The sequence below is a fragment of the Mesorhizobium sp. M1403 genome, from assembly GCF_040317695.1.
Lineage (GTDB): Bacteria > Pseudomonadota > Alphaproteobacteria > Rhizobiales > Rhizobiaceae > Mesorhizobium.
On sequence record NZ_JAMYKY010000006.1, the window covers coordinates 66,265 to 80,830 of the forward strand.

The following is a 14,566-nucleotide window of genomic DNA, read 5'->3' on the forward strand; positions in this document are numbered from 1 at the left end:
ATCCCAATGCCAAACGCTCACGATGTACTCTTCAGAACGCTTGCCGATCCGACTCGGCGCGCTATTTTTGAGCGACTGTGTCGCGAAGGAGAGCAGACGGTCGGGGCTCTGACGGCTCAGGCCGGGATCTCGCAACCGGCCGTGTCGAAGCATCTCGGGGTTTTGAGGCAGGCGGGGCTGGTGCGCGACCGCCATGCAGGACGACAGACCCACTATAGCGCGCAGCTTGCTGCGCTTGCCCCCCTGATCGACTGGACAAGCCAGATGACCGGGTTCTGGCAGAGCCGGTTCGACGACCTCGAAGACCTGCTCAAAAGGATGGACCAGTGAACCGGACGTCGACCGAAACACTCTCCGTCGTTGTCGAACGGGAGATCGCTTATCCGCCCGAGAAGATCTGGCGCGCGCTCACGCAACCACACTTGATCGAGGAGTGGCTCATGAAAAACGACTTCAAGCCTGTCGCGGACCACCGTTTTAATCTTCACGCAGCCTGGGGCTCCGTCGAATGTCAGGTCCAGACGGTCGAGCCGAACAGAACGCTGACTTACACGTGGGATACCAAGGATCTCAAGAGTGTCGTCTCCTGGACCCTCACCCCCACGAGTACCGGGGTCCGCTTGCGCATGGAGCAGTCGGGCTTCCGGCCGGATCAGCAGCCTTACTTCCGGGGTGCCAAAGTCGGCTGGCCGAGGTTCTTTGACGATCTGGAGCAGGTTCTGGCGCGGACGGACTGAGGTCCGCGGGCGCTATTCAAGCACGGGCTCTGTTACAGAGCGGCAGATGGCGGGGGCGATAATGGAGGCAAGCCAATGAAGATCAAGTTGACCAAAGTATACGTGGATGACCGGGAAAAGGCTCTGGGCTTTTACACCGAAACGCTCGGCTTTACGAAGAAGGCCGATTTCAGCAATGGGCCGTTTCGCTGGCTGACCGTCGCATCACCCGACGAGCCGGACGGTGCCGAGCTGCAACTCGCGCTCAATGACAACCCGGCCGCAAAGACCTACCAGAAAGCCATGTTCCAGCAGGGCCAGCCCGCGGTCATGTTCTTCAGCGACAACATCAAGGGCGACTACGAGCGTATCAAAGCGCGCGGCGCCGAATTCACCATGCCGCCGACCGAAGTAACCGGCTCGACCATCGCCCAGCTGAACGACGGCTGCGGTAATCTCGTTCAAATCACCCAGCTGGCGCGCTGGTAAGGCACGCGTTCAGTGGCGTGGCTGCCCGGCGGGAGTCGCCAAACGGGCCGCCGATCCGCTTCGGTTCGTCTTCAGAGGAGGTCTCAATGGATTGGAACAAATGGGTTCGGCAGATCCACCGCTGGCTGTCGATTATCTTTGCGGCGGTCGTCGCCGCTATCTTCATCAGCCTGGGAGCAGGCAAGGAACCCGCCTACTGGGTATACCTTTTGCCGCTGTTTCCGCTCGGCTTGCTCCTGCTTACCGGTCTGTACATGTTCGTGCTGCCTTACGCTCCCAAGTGGCGCAACGCAGGGGGCACCGGCGCATTGGAGTGAACGCATGGCCAACAAGACGTCCATCAGGTCATTGGCGGTCGCGAAGAAGCCCGCCGCCAACCCTGCCGCTGCCAAGCCGGTCCTCCTCGCAGGCGGCAACCCGCAGATAGCGAAGGCCGATGGCGACGCCCCTGTGCAAGCCTACATCGCGGCCATGCCGGGCTGGAAACGCGACGTCGGGCGCCGCCTCGACGCGCTCATCGTGCGCAGCGTGCCCAACGTGCGCAAAGCCGTCAAATGGAACTCGCCCTTCTATGGCGTAGAGGGTCAAGGCTGGTTCCTCAACTTCCATTGCTTCACAAAGTACATCAAGCTGGCTTTCTTCCGCGGCGCGTCGCTCCATCCTGTCCCTCCAGGCGAGTCCAAGCACAAGGACGTGCGCTACCTCGATATCCGCCAGGACGACCAGCTGGACGAAACTCAACTGGCCGCCTGGGTGAAGCAAGCCAGCCAATTGCCGGGCGAGCGAATGTGAGTGGGAATGCCAGTCATTCCCGCAAACCAGGTGCCGACTAGCGGTATTCATGTGACGGGCGAGCGGCAACAACCCTAGGGAAAGCGACAATGACGATGAAGAGTGGCTCGATGGAAGGAAATGCAGGCAACTCTCCCTCTCAGCTGATAGATGCGAGGATCAGCGAGCTGGGCGATTGGCGAGGCCAGACGCTTTCGCATGTCCGCGCTCTCGTCAAGCAGGCCGACCCGGAAGTGGTCGAGGAGTGGAAGTGGCGAGGCGTTCCGGTGTGGTCGCACGCCGGAATAATCTGCACTGGCGAGACCTACAAGAACGTCGTGAAAGTGACCTTCGCAAAGGGCGCCTCGCTGCAGGACCCTTCGGGCCTGTTCAACTCCAGCCTCGAAGGCAACACCAGGCGCGCCATCGATATCCGTGAGGGCGAGGCTATAGATGAGAATGCGTTCAAGGCGCTGATACGCGCTGCTGCCGCCCTGAACGCTGCCCGATAGTCAGCTCCGGCCGATATGGTCGGCTAGCGGGCCGAGAGCGGCGAGCAAAGCTTCGCCGCTGGTCTGCGTTGCATTCTCGTGCGGCGCGCGCAGGTTCAGCCAGCGCCTGTCGCCCGATCGTGCTGACAGGACCGCCTTCATCGCAGCGATGAGGCCGGCATCCTGGATGATTTTGCGGAACGCCTTGATGCCGGCCTCCGCGTCAGTAATGTCCTCTCCCGCCAGCGTTGCGTCATAGAGGGCCCGGATCGCTGCCGCATTCAGATTGATCGTCGCCGAGATGCACCCCGCAGCACCGTTGGCGAGGCCTTTCGTCAGCTGTGCTTCCGAGCTCGGAAACACCGCGACCTTTGGGGCTGCCGCAATGACCGCCGCGGTGTTGTTCCAGTCACCGGCACTGTCCTTGTAGGCCACCACGACATCGGGAAACGCTTCGCTCAGCCGGGCGGTCAGCGCCGGGCTCACCGGTACGCCGGAATTCTGCGGGATGTGGTAGAGGATCATCCTCATCGCCGGGTTCGCCACCCGTTCGATCAGCTCGCTGTAGTAGCGGGCCTGTCCGTTGTCGCCGGCGGCCGTATAGAAGAACGACGGCAGCACCATCACCCCGGCACAGCCGAGACCGACCGCATGCGCCGTCAGCTCGACGGTTTCGGCAAGTGCTGTGACACCGGTGCCGGGCATCAGATGGCTTGGCGAAATGCCGGCCTCGACCAGCCACTCCAGCGCTTGCATGCGCTCGCGCAACGAGACGGACAACGCCTCGCCCGTGGTACCGAACGGCGACAGGAAATGCGCTCCCTGATCCAGCACCCACTTGGCGTGTGATATCCAGAGGTCGCGGGCAATGCGGCCGTCGTTTTCGAACGGCGTCAGGATCGGTGCGATGGTTCCTTGTGGGCGGATCATGTGCGTCCTTCTACTGGTGAAAATCGGTGCAGTGCTCAACGCCGGCATCAAGAATGTCGAGCAAGCTACATGAAGCAGTGTTGCTGAGTACCGGGCGTTCGACCTCGAAAGCAAGCGGCTCGCGCATAGGCGCGCGATTGTGATCGGGCCGCGGTTCTGAGGCTCTCGAGGTAAATCCTTTTCACGGGACAACATCGCCTGGCCGAAAAGGGGGTGACAAACGAGTTCTGCTGTTTCATCAATGCCGCCTTTTGAGGAGAAGCCCATGCGGAGGATCGGTGTCGGCATCATTGGCTGCGGCAACATTTCAGACGCCTATCTGAAGGCGTCGCCACAATTCCCGGTGCTCGACATTGTCGGCGTCACCGACATCAACCGGACGGCAGCTGAGGCCAAGGCAGCGGCCTACGGCCTGGCTGCCATGCCGATCGAGGCGCTGTTAGCCGATCCCCGCGTCGAGATCGTGCTCAACCTGACCACGCCGCAGCATCACGTGCCGGTCGGTTTGCAGGCTGTCGGGCAAGGCAAGCACGTCTACTCCGAGAAGCCGCTAGCAACGACGCTCAGCGACGCGGAGCGGCTCGTCGCGGCCGCACGCGAAAAGGGCGTGCGTATCGGCTGCGCACCCGACACCTTTCTTGGCGGCTCCCACCAGACGGCGCGGCGGCTGGTCGATGAGGACACCGTTGGAAGCATTGTCGCCGGCTCTGCCTTCATGCAGGTGCCCGGCCACGAGCTCTGGCATCCCAATCCAGATTTCTACTATCAGCCCGGCGGTGGGCCGATGCTCGACATGGGACCTTACTATCTGACCTGCCTGGTCAATCTCCTAGGCCCGGTAAAGTCGGTGACCGGGCAGGCGAAGTCATCCTATGCCACTCGTACCATCGGTTCTGGACCGCGCCAGGGCGAAACCATCCAGGTCGAGGTGCCGACCCATATTTCCGGCCTGCTCGCATTCGAGAACGGGGCGGCGGTTTCGATCACCACCAGCTTCGACGTCTGGAAGCATGAACACAATCACATCGAACTCTACGGAACCACGGGCTCGATGATCATCTCCGATCCTAATCAGTTCCAGGGCGACATCAGGACCGGCCAGCGCAAGGGCGACTGGAAGGTGGCCGATCAGATCCATTCCTATGGCGACGGCAATTACCGGGGCCTCGGCCTTGCCGACATGGCGCAGGCGATCGTCTCCGGCAGGCAACACCGCGCCAGTCTCGAGCTTTCCCTCCATGTCCTGGAAATCATGGAATCGATCATCTCTTCAGCAGAGATAGGGCAGCGTATCGACCTCAGATATGGCTGCGCCCGGCCGGCGCCGATGCGCGCCGACCTGCCTTTCGGAATTCTGGAATAGGGAATAATGCGATGAGCAAGACGGCATTGATTTTCTGGGGCGGCTGGGAAGGTCACACCCCGGCCCGAAGCGCCGAAATCGTCAAGGAGATGCTGGCCGGCAACGGCTTCGACGTGCAACTGGAACAGGGGACTTCGGCGCTTGCCGATCCGCAGCTGGGCAAGCTCGATCTCATTGTCCCGGTGATCACCATGTCGACGATCGAAAAGCCGGAGCTGCAAAACCTGACCAGCGCCGTCAGGGCCGGCACCGGCCTTGCGGGCTTTCACGGCACCATGTGCGACAGCTTCCGCAACGAGCCGGAATACCAGTTCATGACCGGCGGCCAGTGGGTCGCCCATCCCGGCAACATCATCGACTATCACGTCGACATCACCAGGCCAGACGATCCGGTCATGCAGGGCATCGACGGCTTCGCCTACCGTTCAGAGCAGTATTACATGCATGTCGATCCGACCAACGAGGTGCTGGCGACGACTACTTTCACCGGCGAGCATCTCGATTTCATCGCCGGCGTCGTCATGCCGGTCGTCTGGAAGCGCCGCCACGGCAAGGGCCGCGTCTTCTACAGCGCGCTCGGCCACACCGCCGACGAGTTCGCCGTGCCGCAAATGCGCACGATGTTCGAACGCGGCGCGATTTGGGCCAGCCGAAACGCGGACCTTGCGTAGCCGTTCAATCTGAACGCCACGTATCGTTGTAATTTTTCAAAGGGCGGCCGCCCGAAACGCCGACCCAGGCACAGGACTGCAGGCAATTGACTGCCATGGTAGTATTCAATACCACCTGTGGTCTGATCGTGGAATTCCGCAGTTGGAGGTCGAATGGAGCAGACGTGGCGATGGTTTGGTCCGAGCGACGCGGCAACGCTTGCCCATGCCAGGCAGGCCGGCGCGACCGGCATCGTGACGGCACTGCACGACATCCCTTACGGCGAAGTCTGGCCGATCGACGCCATCAGGCAGCGCCAGGCGCTGATAGAGGCGGATCCGGCGATGGGGCTCAAATGGAGCGTCGTCGAGAGCGTCCCCGTGCACGAGGACATCAAGCTCGGCCGCGGCGATCTCGACCGGCTCTACGACAATTTCAGGCAGACCTTACGCAATCTCGGCGCCTGCGGTGTGCGCACCGTCTGCTACAACTTCATGCTGATCCTTGACTGGACCCGGACCGACCTGGCTGCGCCGCTGCCGGGCGGCGGACGGGCGCTCCGCATGAACATGCACGAGCTTGCCGCGTTCGATTGCTACATGCTGCAGCGCAAGGGATCGGAGCGCGACTATGCGTCCGATGTTCTCCAGCGGGCGAGCGAATGGTTCGAGACGACGCCGGATACGTCAAAAGAGCGCCTGCTTGCCAACATCATGGCCGGCCTGCCAGGCGCCTTCAAGCGCTACGACATAGCAGAATTGCGCGAAGTGGTGGCCGAGCAGTCGGGCCTCTCGCACGACCGGCTGCGCGAGAATCTCGTCCGTTTTCTCGAAAACGTGCTGCCGGCGGCCGAAGAGGCGGGCGTCACGTTGGCGATTCACCCGGACGATCCGCCGCGCGATCTCGTCGGCCTGTGCCGGATCGTCAAGAACGCCGACGACATCGCCTTTATCCTGGACGCAGTGCCATCGGCAAATAGCGGCCTCACCTTGTGCACGGGGTCGCTGGGCGCCAACCCGGCCAATGACCTGCCCGCCATCGCCAGGCGCTTTGCGCACAAGATAAACTTCGTGCATCTCCGCAACGTCAGCAAGGACCCGGACGGCTCGTTCATGGAATCGGAGCATCTGAGCGGCGATGTCGACATGGTCTCGGTGGTCTCGATCTTGCTCGACGAGCAGCAACGCCGCCGCGACGCCGGCGAACCGGCGGCGCTGCTGCCGTTTCGCCCGGATCATGGCCACGAGCTGATCGATGACGCCGCGCGGCACACCCATCCCGGCTACCCCGTGATCGGCCGTCTTCGCGGCCTTGCCGAACTGAGAGGCGTGATGACGGCGATTGCCCATCAGCGCGGCTACCGGCTGCAATGACGGCGCCCCGCCTGCTTTGTGTCGGCGCGCTCACCTACGACACGATCTTGCGCCTCGATGTCCTGCCCTCCGGCGCCGGCAAGTTCCTGCCAAGCGAGGCCGTGCAGATCGCGGCCGGCATGGCGGCCAGCGCCGCCGCGTCGGCCAGCCGCCAGGGCGGACAGGTCTGGCTATGGGCAAGCGTCGGCGACGATGCCGTCGGCCGCGATGTCATTGGCCAGATGGAGGCGGAGCGGGTCGACTGTTCGCTGGTGCGCAGGGTCGAGGGCGGCCGCTCGGCCATTGCTACGATCCTGGTCGACGCCGCCGGCGAACGTATGATCGTGCCCTTCTACGATGCCGTCACGCAAGCCGATCCGGACCGCCTTCCACCCGCGGATTTTTCCCAGTTCGACGCCGTGCTGGTCGATGTCCGCTGGCCCGGAGCCGCCGCCCTGGCGCTGGCGAAAGCTCGTGAATACGGCATTCCGGCGGTCCTTGACGCAGATGTCGCGTCGCGACCGGTGCTCGACCGGCTGCTGCCGATCGCCTCGCATGTCGTTGCTTCGCTGCCGGCGGCACGCATCCTTTGCGGTCCGGAGATATCCGCCGGTTCTGCCGTTGCTATCCTCGGCGAACGGACCGGCGCCTTCGTGGCCGTCACCGATGGGGCGAACGGCACCGCGTTCCAGCACCCGGGTGGCAATGATGTCCGTCACCTGCCGTCGCCGCGGGTCGAAGCCGTCGACACCCTGGCGGCAGGCGACGTGTTTCACGGCACCTTCGCCCTCGGTCTGGCCGAAGGTTGGGACGAAGAGCGGGCCATAGCAGTGGCCAGCGCCGCCGCCGCCCTGAAATGCCTGCGCTTTGGCGGACGTGTTGGCGCACCGACGCGCGCGGAAACGCTGGCTTTCATGCAAGGATCGGCATGATGCCGGACACGCTTGGGCCGGCTCCGCGGAAAAGAGCGCGTCAAATTGCGCCGATCGACTACCATGGTAATCGATCGGCAACTGTTCTTGGGAGGATAAATGGCTGAATTCAGAAAACGCGCACTGGTCACCGGGGCAGCCATGGGCATCGGCCGTGCTGTGGCCGAAAGGCTGGCCGAGCAAGGCGTCGACCTTATCCTGTTCGACCGGGCGGGCGATCAGCTGGATGAGGTCGCGGCGCAGCTTTCGGCGCGCGGCGTGACCGTGCGCACCGTGCTTGGCTCAACCGCCGACACAGAAGCCTGCGGCCGCGCCGTCGAGCTTGCCCGGTCCGTGTTCGGCGGGCTCGACATGCTCTCCCACAATGCCGGCATCCAGCGTTACGGAACAGTGGAGACTACGGACGAGGCGCTTTGGGACGAGGTGATGAACGTCAACCTCAAGGCTGCCTACCTGTTGTCGCGTGCGGCGATGCCGCTGCTGCGCCAAAGCCGCGGTGCCATCGTCCATATGAGCTCGGTGCAGGGCCTGGCCAGCCAGGAAGGGGTTCTGGCCTACAGCACGGCCAAGCACGGCCTGATCGGCCTCGTCAAATCGATGGCCGTCGACTACGCGCCCCTCGGCGTGCGCGTCAATGCCGTCGCTCCGGGCGCCGTCGACACGCCGATGCTGCGGGATGCGGTCAAGCTCAACGATAAGCCCGACGAGATACTGCGCATCCTCGACAACATGCATCCGCTCGGCCGCACCGCCCGACCGCAAGAGATTGCCGCCGTCGTTTCCTTCCTGCTGTCCGACGATGCCTCCTTCGTCACCGGCGAGGTCGTGCGCGTCGATGGCGGGCTGCTGGCGCGCATCGGCGGTTCTCCGCGCAAGGAATAACGCCGGCGCTGTTCTTGCTGCTGCGCAGGCATTTCATGAACGGCTTGAAACTGCAGAGCCTATAAGGGGATCGCCGATGGCAGGGCTTTTGGGAATGCGGACCCTCACCGAGGGGCGGCTGGGCGAAACCGGCCCCGGCGCTTCAGTTGCGGCCAGGACGTTCGAGGTCCTGCTCGACCAGATCCTGACCTTCCGCCTGAAGCCGCACGAGCTGATTTCTGAAAAGGCGATGTCGGAAGCCCTCGGCGTGAGTCGCACACCTGTCAGGGAGGCGCTCGCCCGGCTGGCCGGTCTTGGCTTGATCGACATCTATCCGCAGCGCGGCAGCATGGTGGCGCCGCTCCGGATCGCCGATCTCGAGAAATCGCAGTTCCTGCGCGAATCGCTCGAAGTCGGCCTGATCAATCGTGCGGTCGAGAGCCTGCGCCGTGCCGACCTGCTTGCCGTGCTCAAAGGCGAACTGGCGGTCCAGGAGACGTTCGCCTCCATTGCGGACGACAGGCGCTTCTTCAAGTCGGACGAGCTGTTCCACCAGCACATCGCCAGCCATGCCGGGTTCCCCGGAATCTGGGCCGACATCAGCGCGGCGAAGCTGCACATGGACCGCTTCCGCTTTCTGTCTTTCCCGCGCCTCGACAGCATGTCGGTGGTCCTCGGCCAGCATCGGCGGATTGTCGATGCGCTCGAGCAGGCCGACGCGCTTGCGGCAGAAGAAGCAATGCGAACGCATCTTCGCCGTATCTTCGAGGTCCTCGAAATCGTCCAGGAGCGCTATCCCCATTATTTCGAGGCAAACGGCCCTGCGGGAAAGAGGACCGAAGCAGATGGCGGCAGTTCGGTCGAACGTCAACCAGCGGTGTGAGCCCGCGGTCAGCCGGCTCAATCCAAGCCTGAGCCTTTCTTGCGCTCTTCCGAAGGCGTTTTGGTCTTGCTGCCGGATTTGTCGGAAGTTGGCTCGGCTTTGCGATTCTGACCCTCGCCGCCTTGCTCCTTGCGGAGCTGCTTTTCCACTATCGATCGCGATCCTTCCGCCGGGTCTTGTTCAGGAGCATCGGTTCCCGTCATGTCGGCTACTATCCATTTTGATCAATTGCGTGCGGCGTGGGCTGACCTCCGCCGCCGGTTCTGTCGCGCCCAATCATCAGCCAGGCGGCGAACAGCACGACCAGGACGACCACGATCCAGGCGACGAGACGAGGCATTGGGCCTCACCTCCCCCGCCGCTTGCTTCCGCGCGCCTCGGGATTGGAGCCGGCCCCGACCGTTGGATCGGGCACGACCGGACCGCGTTCGGCCTCGGAACCCTCAGCTTCGATCTCCTGCACGGCCTGATCCCAATGCTCGCGCTCGCGTCCTTGCGGACGGCCTTCGCGCTCCCAGATATCATGGGCTCGCTGCCTGATACGCTCTTCCCTGCCCATGGCCTTTGCCTCCTCATCACCTAATCCGGCGATCGCTGGTTTGTTCCGCGCTGCCAGCGCCGTTCATCCGGTTCAGTTGACGTGATTACCGGGCGCTCTAGATCAAACTTCACGCCGAAGTCGCTTGGTGCGGGGAGAACAATCGTGTGGCAGCAACGCTACGAGCACGTATTGTAAATGCCGTTACAGCCGTCGGTCTTCGACCAGACCGCCTGTGCTTGCTGCTGATGATATCTGTACTGACGGCATGCACGTCTTCCGACCAGGTCGAGCAGCAGTCGAAAATCGCGGCTTCCGCCACACAGACCGCATCGCTGGTCCTGCAGGCTTGGGTCGCTGGGGCAGCCCCTTCGAAATACACGTCGCGCACGTTGCAATCGGTCGGCAAGGCCCTCGCCGATGCCGGTGCGCAAATCCAGTCCGCCAAGTCGCCTGAGCCCAGCGAGCAAGCCGGTCTGACGACGGCGGTCGGACAGCTTTCGGCGGCGGTAACACGCGCAGCGACCGCAGTGCAGAACGGCAACCGCTCGGACGTGGAACACGCGCAGCGGGATCTGCGGGCTGCCGCCGCCGATCTGAGCGCGTCCTACGCCAGATATTTCGCGCCGAAATCATGAAGAAGCTACTCGAAATATCGCTCGGCGTCGTCACCAGCGTTGGCGGCTTTCTCGAGGTCGGATCGATGGCGACCGCAGCTCAGGCCGGCGCGGCGTTCAGGTTCCAGCTGATATGGGCCGTCGTCCTGGGCACGATCTGCATCATCTTCCTGGTCGAAATGGCCGGACGCTTCGCCGCCGTTAGCCATCACACCATCGCCGACGGGATCCGGGAACGGTTTGGCTTCAACGCCTTTCTGTGGCCGTTGCTTGCGACTTTGCTGGTCAACTTCCTGGTCATGGCAGCCGAAATCGGCGGTGTTGCCATTGCGCTCGAGCTCGCCACCGGCATCGGCTTTCAGTGGTGGGCGCTGCCGGTCGCTTTTCTGGCATGGCTGTTCCTTTGGAAAGGCACGTTCGGATTCATCGAAAAAGGCGTCGCGGTCCTCGGGCTGGTCACGCTGTGCTTCGTGGTTGGCGCCGTCATGCTGAAGCCCGATTGGGGACAGGTTGCGGCCGGTGCCGTGCCCACTCTGCCCGAGCACGACGCGGCCAATTACTGGTTCATGGCGGTCAGCATTCTTGGTGCGTCGATCTCGCCCTATTTGTTCATGTTCTATTCGTCGGGAGCGATCGAGGGCCAATGGGACAAGAGCTATCTCGGAGCCAATCGGGCCATTGCCGGCTTGGGCATGTGTTTTGGCGGCACAATCGCTATCGGTGTGTTGATCGTGGCAGCGCTGGTGCTGGCGGCGCACGGCATTGAGCAGATCGATGACTACCACCAACTGCCGCTGATGCTGATTCCGATCTTCGGTTTCTGGGGGTTCGTCCTGTTCGTTGCTTCACTAGGCATAGCTTGCTTCGGTGCCGCGCTCGAAATCGGGCTGCAGCAAGCGTACCTTGTGGCGCAGGGTTTCGGCTGGACCTGGGGCGAGGACCTGAAACCGCGCGACGATCCCGGCTTCAGCACCGTCTATACGATCTCGTTGTTTCTCGCCGCCATTCCGATCGCATTGGGTCTCGATCCGCTGAAGCTCACCATCTTTTCCATGGCTCTGACGGCCGCCAGCCTGCCGCTGACCGTGGTTCCGTTCCTCTTCCTGCTGAACGACGAGCGTTATGTCGGCGAGCACCGCAATGGGCTGATCGCGAATGCAGCGGTCATCTTCATCATAGCGCTCGGTTTCGTGCTCGCAGTCGTGACTATTCCTTTGCAGATATTCGGAGGCACTTGATGGATTTGCTGCGCGACATCCTGGACAAGCAAGTGGTCGACCGCGAGCAGGTCAAGATCGGCAAGGTGGACGGGCTGGTGGCCGAACTCAGGCCAGGCAAGCCGCCAAAAATTATTGCGGTCGAGCTCGGTTCGATCACGCTGGCGCGCCGGCTTGGCGAGCGGCCCGGGCGCTGGATGGCGCGGCTTGCGGCAAGGCTCGGCGGCAGGCGCCATGCCGAGCCGCACCGCATCGCATGGAACAAGGTGCGCGACATCGGCGTCGACATCGAGTTCGATATCGACGTCCGCGAAACGGCGATTTTCGACTGGCAGGACTGGCTGCGCGATCATGTCATTGGGCGTATCCCGGGAGCTGGATGATGGCCACCGTCAATCTTGAGCAATTGGCTGGCAGGAATGTGCTTTCGCAGCGCGGCAAAAGCATCGGCCATATCGAGGAGATACGCGCCGAACCGGATGGCGATGACCTCGTGGTTACCGAGTACCATGTCGGCATCTACGCAGCATTCGAGCGCCTGTCCGCTTCGGCCATCGGCATTGCGGTCCTCGACGTCTTTCGAATGCGCAGTCGCGACAGCATGTACCGCATTCCCTGGGACAAGCTCGACATCTCCGACCCGGCGCGGCCGCGGTTGTTATGCACGGAGGAAGAACTTTCCGCTATGAAGGGGAGTATCGAGGGCGATAAGCGGGAATGAACGATACTGTCCCGCCGTCGGAGAATGGGGTCCAGTGTGAAAGTTCTGGTTGCCGGCGCCACCGGCCTGATCGGTGCCTCGGTCGTCGCACGCCTTCTTTCCGAAGGGCATGAGGTGATCGGCTTGGTCCGCAGCCCCGGCGCAAACCGGGCCGGCAATTATCAGTTGCTGGTGCTGGACATGGCGGTGGCGCTGCAGCCCGAAGACTGGTTGCCGCATCTCACGGGCATCGACGCCGTCGTCAATTGTGCCGGCGTTCTGCAGGACAGCCCCCGTGAAAAGACGCGGGAAGTCCATCGCGATGCGGCGGCAGCACTCTTCCTCGCCTGTGCGAGGGCAGGGGTTGCCCGGGTGATCCACTTCTCGGCGATAGGCGTCGATCGGGCGCAGCCTTCGACGTTCTCGGCGACGAAACTGGCCGGCGACCAAGCGCTAATGGCGCTTGATCTGAACTGGGTGATCCTGCGCCCGTCCGTGGTGCTCGGGCGGCCGGTGTTTGGAGCCAGCGCATTGTTTCGGGGTCTCGCCTCGCTGCCGGTGCTGCCGTCCATGCCCGACACCGGCGGGCTCCAGGTGGTACAACTCGACGACGTTGTCTCAACCGTCGTCTTCCTTCTCGCTCCCGCCAGTCCGTCTCGCGTCGTGCTGGAACTTGTCGGTCCCGAACAGCTGACTATGGACGAGGTCGTCGGCAGCTATCGCCGATGGCTCGGTTGGGCTCCGGCAGTTAGCTTTGTCTTGCCGGCGGCTGTTGCAAGGCTTCTCTACCGCCTCGGCGACCTTGCCGCGATGTTCGGCTGGCGCCCACCGATGCGCACCAACGCGGCCAGGGAGATCGCCCGAGGGGCGGTTGGAGATCCCTCCAACTGGGCCGCCTTGACCGGTATACGGCCGCAAACCCTGGCGGGTTTCCTCGCGCTCAATCCGGCAACGGTGCAGGAAAAATGGTTTGCCCGGCTGTATTTCATCAAGCCTGCGATCTTCGTCGTCCTGCCGTTCTTCTGGATCGCGACGGGTATTCTGTCGCTGACCACCGGCTATAACGGCGGCATCGATCTGATGCAAAGCACCGGGGCTGGCATCTTATCGGCGCCTACCGTGATCGTCGGCGCTCTGGCCGACATCGCCATTGGCGCGCTCATAGCTTGGCGGTCGACGACGCGAAAAGGCCTCTATGGCGGCATCGCGCTCTCGCTCCTCTACTTAGCCGTCGGAAGTTTCCTGCGCCCGGAGCTGTGGAACGAACCGCTTGGGCCGTTCCTCAAAGTGTTGCCGATCCTGGTGCTGCACTTTGTAGCCTTGGCAGTGCTGGAGGAGCGTTGATGCACTATTTCCTGCTGAAATTTCTGCATGTCATCGGCGCGGCCGTGCTGCTTGGCACCGGCGCCGGCATCGCGTTCTTCATGCTGCTCGCCCACAGGACGGGCAATACGGCAACGGTTGCGGCGGTGGCGCGCATGGTTGTCGTAGCCGACTTTCTTTTCACAGCGACGGCCGTCGTCGCGCAGCCGCTGACGGGCGCTGCGCTCGCCTGGCAGGCAGGCTACTCGCTGTCGGAGGGCTGGATCGTGCTTTCGATCGCGCTCTATGTCTTCACCGGAATGTTCTGGCTCCCGGTCGTCTGGATGCAGATGGAGATGCGCAAGCTGGCCTCGCAAGCCGCCGCTGCAGGCGCGCCGTTGCCGCCACGCTATCATCGGCTCTTCTGGCTGTGGTTCGCCTTCGGCGTCCCCGCCTTCGCTGCCGTACTCGGAATTTTCTGGCTGATGATCGCGCGGCCAGCAATCGAGTGGTAGGTCGCAGGCAGGTCCAACTGCGATAATGCGCAGTCAAAGCACTGCGGAAAAATTCCGGCCCATGCAGCACGAATATCTGCCGGAAAGGAACTGCGCCTCGACCCGTAAGTCGCACCGGAGTCCGGTCCCGTATCATTCCCAACCGCGCGCTCACCGCCATCGGCACAGGACAAGATCCCGTCTTGAGGCGGGTTAGGCTTCGCTTACCAAAAAAGATGACGTCCGAGGGAACACGGGA

General features: G+C 62.9%; 22 protein-coding genes. 18 read left to right on the plus strand and 4 right to left on the minus strand.

Features of this window, described 5'->3' with window-relative positions:
• The first annotated feature begins 6 nt into the window (after positions 1-6).
• From NKH01_RS13195 to NKH01_RS13220, 6 genes are all read left to right on the plus strand, one after another.
• Positions 7-330, plus strand: a complete 324-nt coding sequence (locus NKH01_RS13195; protein ID WP_023716560.1) for an ArsR/SmtB family transcription factor — start codon at positions 7-9, stop codon at positions 328-330.
• Positions 327-737 carry an SRPBCC family protein gene (locus NKH01_RS13200; protein ID WP_352590440.1) on the plus strand — a complete coding sequence of 137 codons (411 nt, stop codon included), beginning with the start codon at positions 327-329 and terminating at the stop codon, positions 735-737. Before NKH01_RS13195 ends, NKH01_RS13200 begins: the two co-directional genes overlap by 4 nt.
• Positions 738-812: 75 nt before the next feature.
• On the plus strand, positions 813-1,205 hold the full coding sequence (locus NKH01_RS13205) for a VOC family protein (protein WP_353005045.1): 393 nt from the start codon (positions 813-815) through the stop codon (positions 1,203-1,205).
• 86 nt (positions 1,206-1,291) lie between these two features.
• Positions 1,292-1,522 (plus strand): hypothetical protein, encoded by a 231-nt coding sequence (locus NKH01_RS13210; protein ID WP_023716563.1) that lies wholly within the window; start codon positions 1,292-1,294, stop codon positions 1,520-1,522.
• Between the two features lie 4 nt (positions 1,523-1,526).
• Positions 1,527-1,997: a DUF1801 domain-containing protein gene (locus tag NKH01_RS13215; RefSeq protein WP_023716564.1), complete on the plus strand. Its 471-nt coding sequence runs from the start codon at positions 1,527-1,529 to the stop codon at positions 1,995-1,997.
• Positions 1,998-2,086: 89 nt separating this feature from the next.
• The gene (locus NKH01_RS13220) at positions 2,087-2,488 is read left to right on the plus strand and encodes a DUF1801 domain-containing protein (protein WP_198030445.1); all 402 of its coding nucleotides are present in this window, start codon (positions 2,087-2,089) and stop codon (positions 2,486-2,488) included.
• On the opposite strand, the gene NKH01_RS13225 is transcribed toward NKH01_RS13220, so the two are convergent.
• Positions 2,489-3,397, minus strand: coding sequence for a dihydrodipicolinate synthase family protein (locus NKH01_RS13225; protein ID WP_353020426.1), 909 nt, complete (start codon positions 3,395-3,397; stop codon positions 2,489-2,491).
• A 265-nt stretch (positions 3,398-3,662) separates the two neighbouring features.
• Here NKH01_RS13225 and NKH01_RS13230 point away from each other — a divergent pair, with 265 nt between their 5' ends.
• The 6 genes from NKH01_RS13230 to NKH01_RS13255 all read left to right on the plus strand — a co-directional run bounded on the left by NKH01_RS13230 (position 3,663) and on the right by NKH01_RS13255 (position 9,439).
• Positions 3,663-4,760 (plus strand): Gfo/Idh/MocA family protein, encoded by a 1,098-nt coding sequence (locus tag NKH01_RS13230; protein WP_353020427.1) that lies wholly within the window; start codon positions 3,663-3,665, stop codon positions 4,758-4,760.
• 11 nt (positions 4,761-4,771) lie between these two features.
• Positions 4,772-5,431 carry a ThuA domain-containing protein gene (locus NKH01_RS13235; RefSeq protein WP_353020429.1) on the plus strand — a complete coding sequence of 220 codons (660 nt, stop codon included), beginning with the start codon at positions 4,772-4,774 and terminating at the stop codon, positions 5,429-5,431.
• A gap of 153 nt (positions 5,432-5,584) precedes the next feature.
• Positions 5,585-6,784, plus strand: a complete 1,200-nt coding sequence (gene uxuA, locus NKH01_RS13240; RefSeq protein WP_353020430.1) for a mannonate dehydratase — start codon at positions 5,585-5,587, stop codon at positions 6,782-6,784.
• Entirely contained in the window at positions 6,781-7,695 is a 915-nt protein-coding gene (locus NKH01_RS13245) for a PfkB family carbohydrate kinase (RefSeq protein ID WP_352590424.1), read from the plus strand. Before uxuA ends, NKH01_RS13245 begins: the two co-directional genes overlap by 4 nt.
• Before the next feature lie 99 nt (positions 7,696-7,794).
• Positions 7,795-8,577 (plus strand): SDR family NAD(P)-dependent oxidoreductase, encoded by a 783-nt coding sequence (locus NKH01_RS13250; protein WP_352590421.1) that lies wholly within the window; start codon positions 7,795-7,797, stop codon positions 8,575-8,577.
• A gap of 76 nt (positions 8,578-8,653) precedes the next feature.
• Complete coding sequence (locus NKH01_RS13255; protein ID WP_352590418.1) at positions 8,654-9,439, plus strand: GntR family transcriptional regulator; 786 nt, start codon at positions 8,654-8,656, stop codon at positions 9,437-9,439.
• A 17-nt stretch (positions 9,440-9,456) separates the two neighbouring features.
• Here NKH01_RS13255 and NKH01_RS13260 read toward each other — a convergent pair whose 3' ends face one another.
• From NKH01_RS13260 to NKH01_RS13270, 3 genes are read right to left on the minus strand one after another with little or no spacing between them, the layout of a single operon-like run.
• Complete coding sequence (locus tag NKH01_RS13260; protein ID WP_353005036.1) at positions 9,457-9,642, minus strand: hypothetical protein; 186 nt, start codon at positions 9,640-9,642, stop codon at positions 9,457-9,459.
• 8 nt (positions 9,643-9,650) lie between these two features.
• Positions 9,651-9,779: a hypothetical protein gene (locus tag NKH01_RS13265; RefSeq protein WP_353020431.1), complete on the minus strand. Its 129-nt coding sequence runs from the start codon at positions 9,777-9,779 to the stop codon at positions 9,651-9,653.
• 6 nt (positions 9,780-9,785) lie between these two features.
• Complete coding sequence (locus tag NKH01_RS13270) at positions 9,786-9,998, minus strand: DUF2934 domain-containing protein (RefSeq protein ID WP_353020433.1); 213 nt, start codon at positions 9,996-9,998, stop codon at positions 9,786-9,788.
• 227 nt (positions 9,999-10,225) lie between these two features.
• Here NKH01_RS13270 and NKH01_RS13275 point away from each other — a divergent pair, with 227 nt between their 5' ends.
• From NKH01_RS13275 to NKH01_RS13300, 6 genes are read left to right on the plus strand one after another with little or no spacing between them, the layout of a single operon-like run.
• Entirely contained in the window at positions 10,226-10,615 is a 390-nt protein-coding gene (locus NKH01_RS13275; RefSeq protein ID WP_353020435.1) for a hypothetical protein, read from the plus strand.
• Positions 10,612-11,832: an NRAMP family divalent metal transporter gene (locus NKH01_RS13280; RefSeq protein ID WP_353020436.1), complete on the plus strand. Its 1,221-nt coding sequence runs from the start codon at positions 10,612-10,614 to the stop codon at positions 11,830-11,832. Before NKH01_RS13275 ends, NKH01_RS13280 begins: the two co-directional genes overlap by 4 nt.
• On the plus strand, positions 11,832-12,194 hold the full coding sequence (locus NKH01_RS13285; protein WP_023716576.1) for a hypothetical protein: 363 nt from the start codon (positions 11,832-11,834) through the stop codon (positions 12,192-12,194). The genes NKH01_RS13280 and NKH01_RS13285 overlap by 1 nt, the downstream gene beginning before the upstream one ends.
• Positions 12,194-12,532 carry a hypothetical protein gene (locus NKH01_RS13290; RefSeq protein WP_023716577.1) on the plus strand — a complete coding sequence of 113 codons (339 nt, stop codon included), beginning with the start codon at positions 12,194-12,196 and terminating at the stop codon, positions 12,530-12,532. The genes NKH01_RS13285 and NKH01_RS13290 overlap by 1 nt, the downstream gene beginning before the upstream one ends.
• A 36-nt stretch (positions 12,533-12,568) precedes the next feature.
• Positions 12,569-13,855 carry an SDR family oxidoreductase gene (locus tag NKH01_RS13295; protein ID WP_353020437.1) on the plus strand — a complete coding sequence of 429 codons (1,287 nt, stop codon included), beginning with the start codon at positions 12,569-12,571 and terminating at the stop codon, positions 13,853-13,855.
• Complete coding sequence (locus tag NKH01_RS13300; protein ID WP_023716579.1) at positions 13,855-14,328, plus strand: DUF2269 family protein; 474 nt, start codon at positions 13,855-13,857, stop codon at positions 14,326-14,328. The genes NKH01_RS13295 and NKH01_RS13300 overlap by 1 nt, the downstream gene beginning before the upstream one ends.
• Positions 14,329-14,566 lie beyond the last annotated feature (238 nt).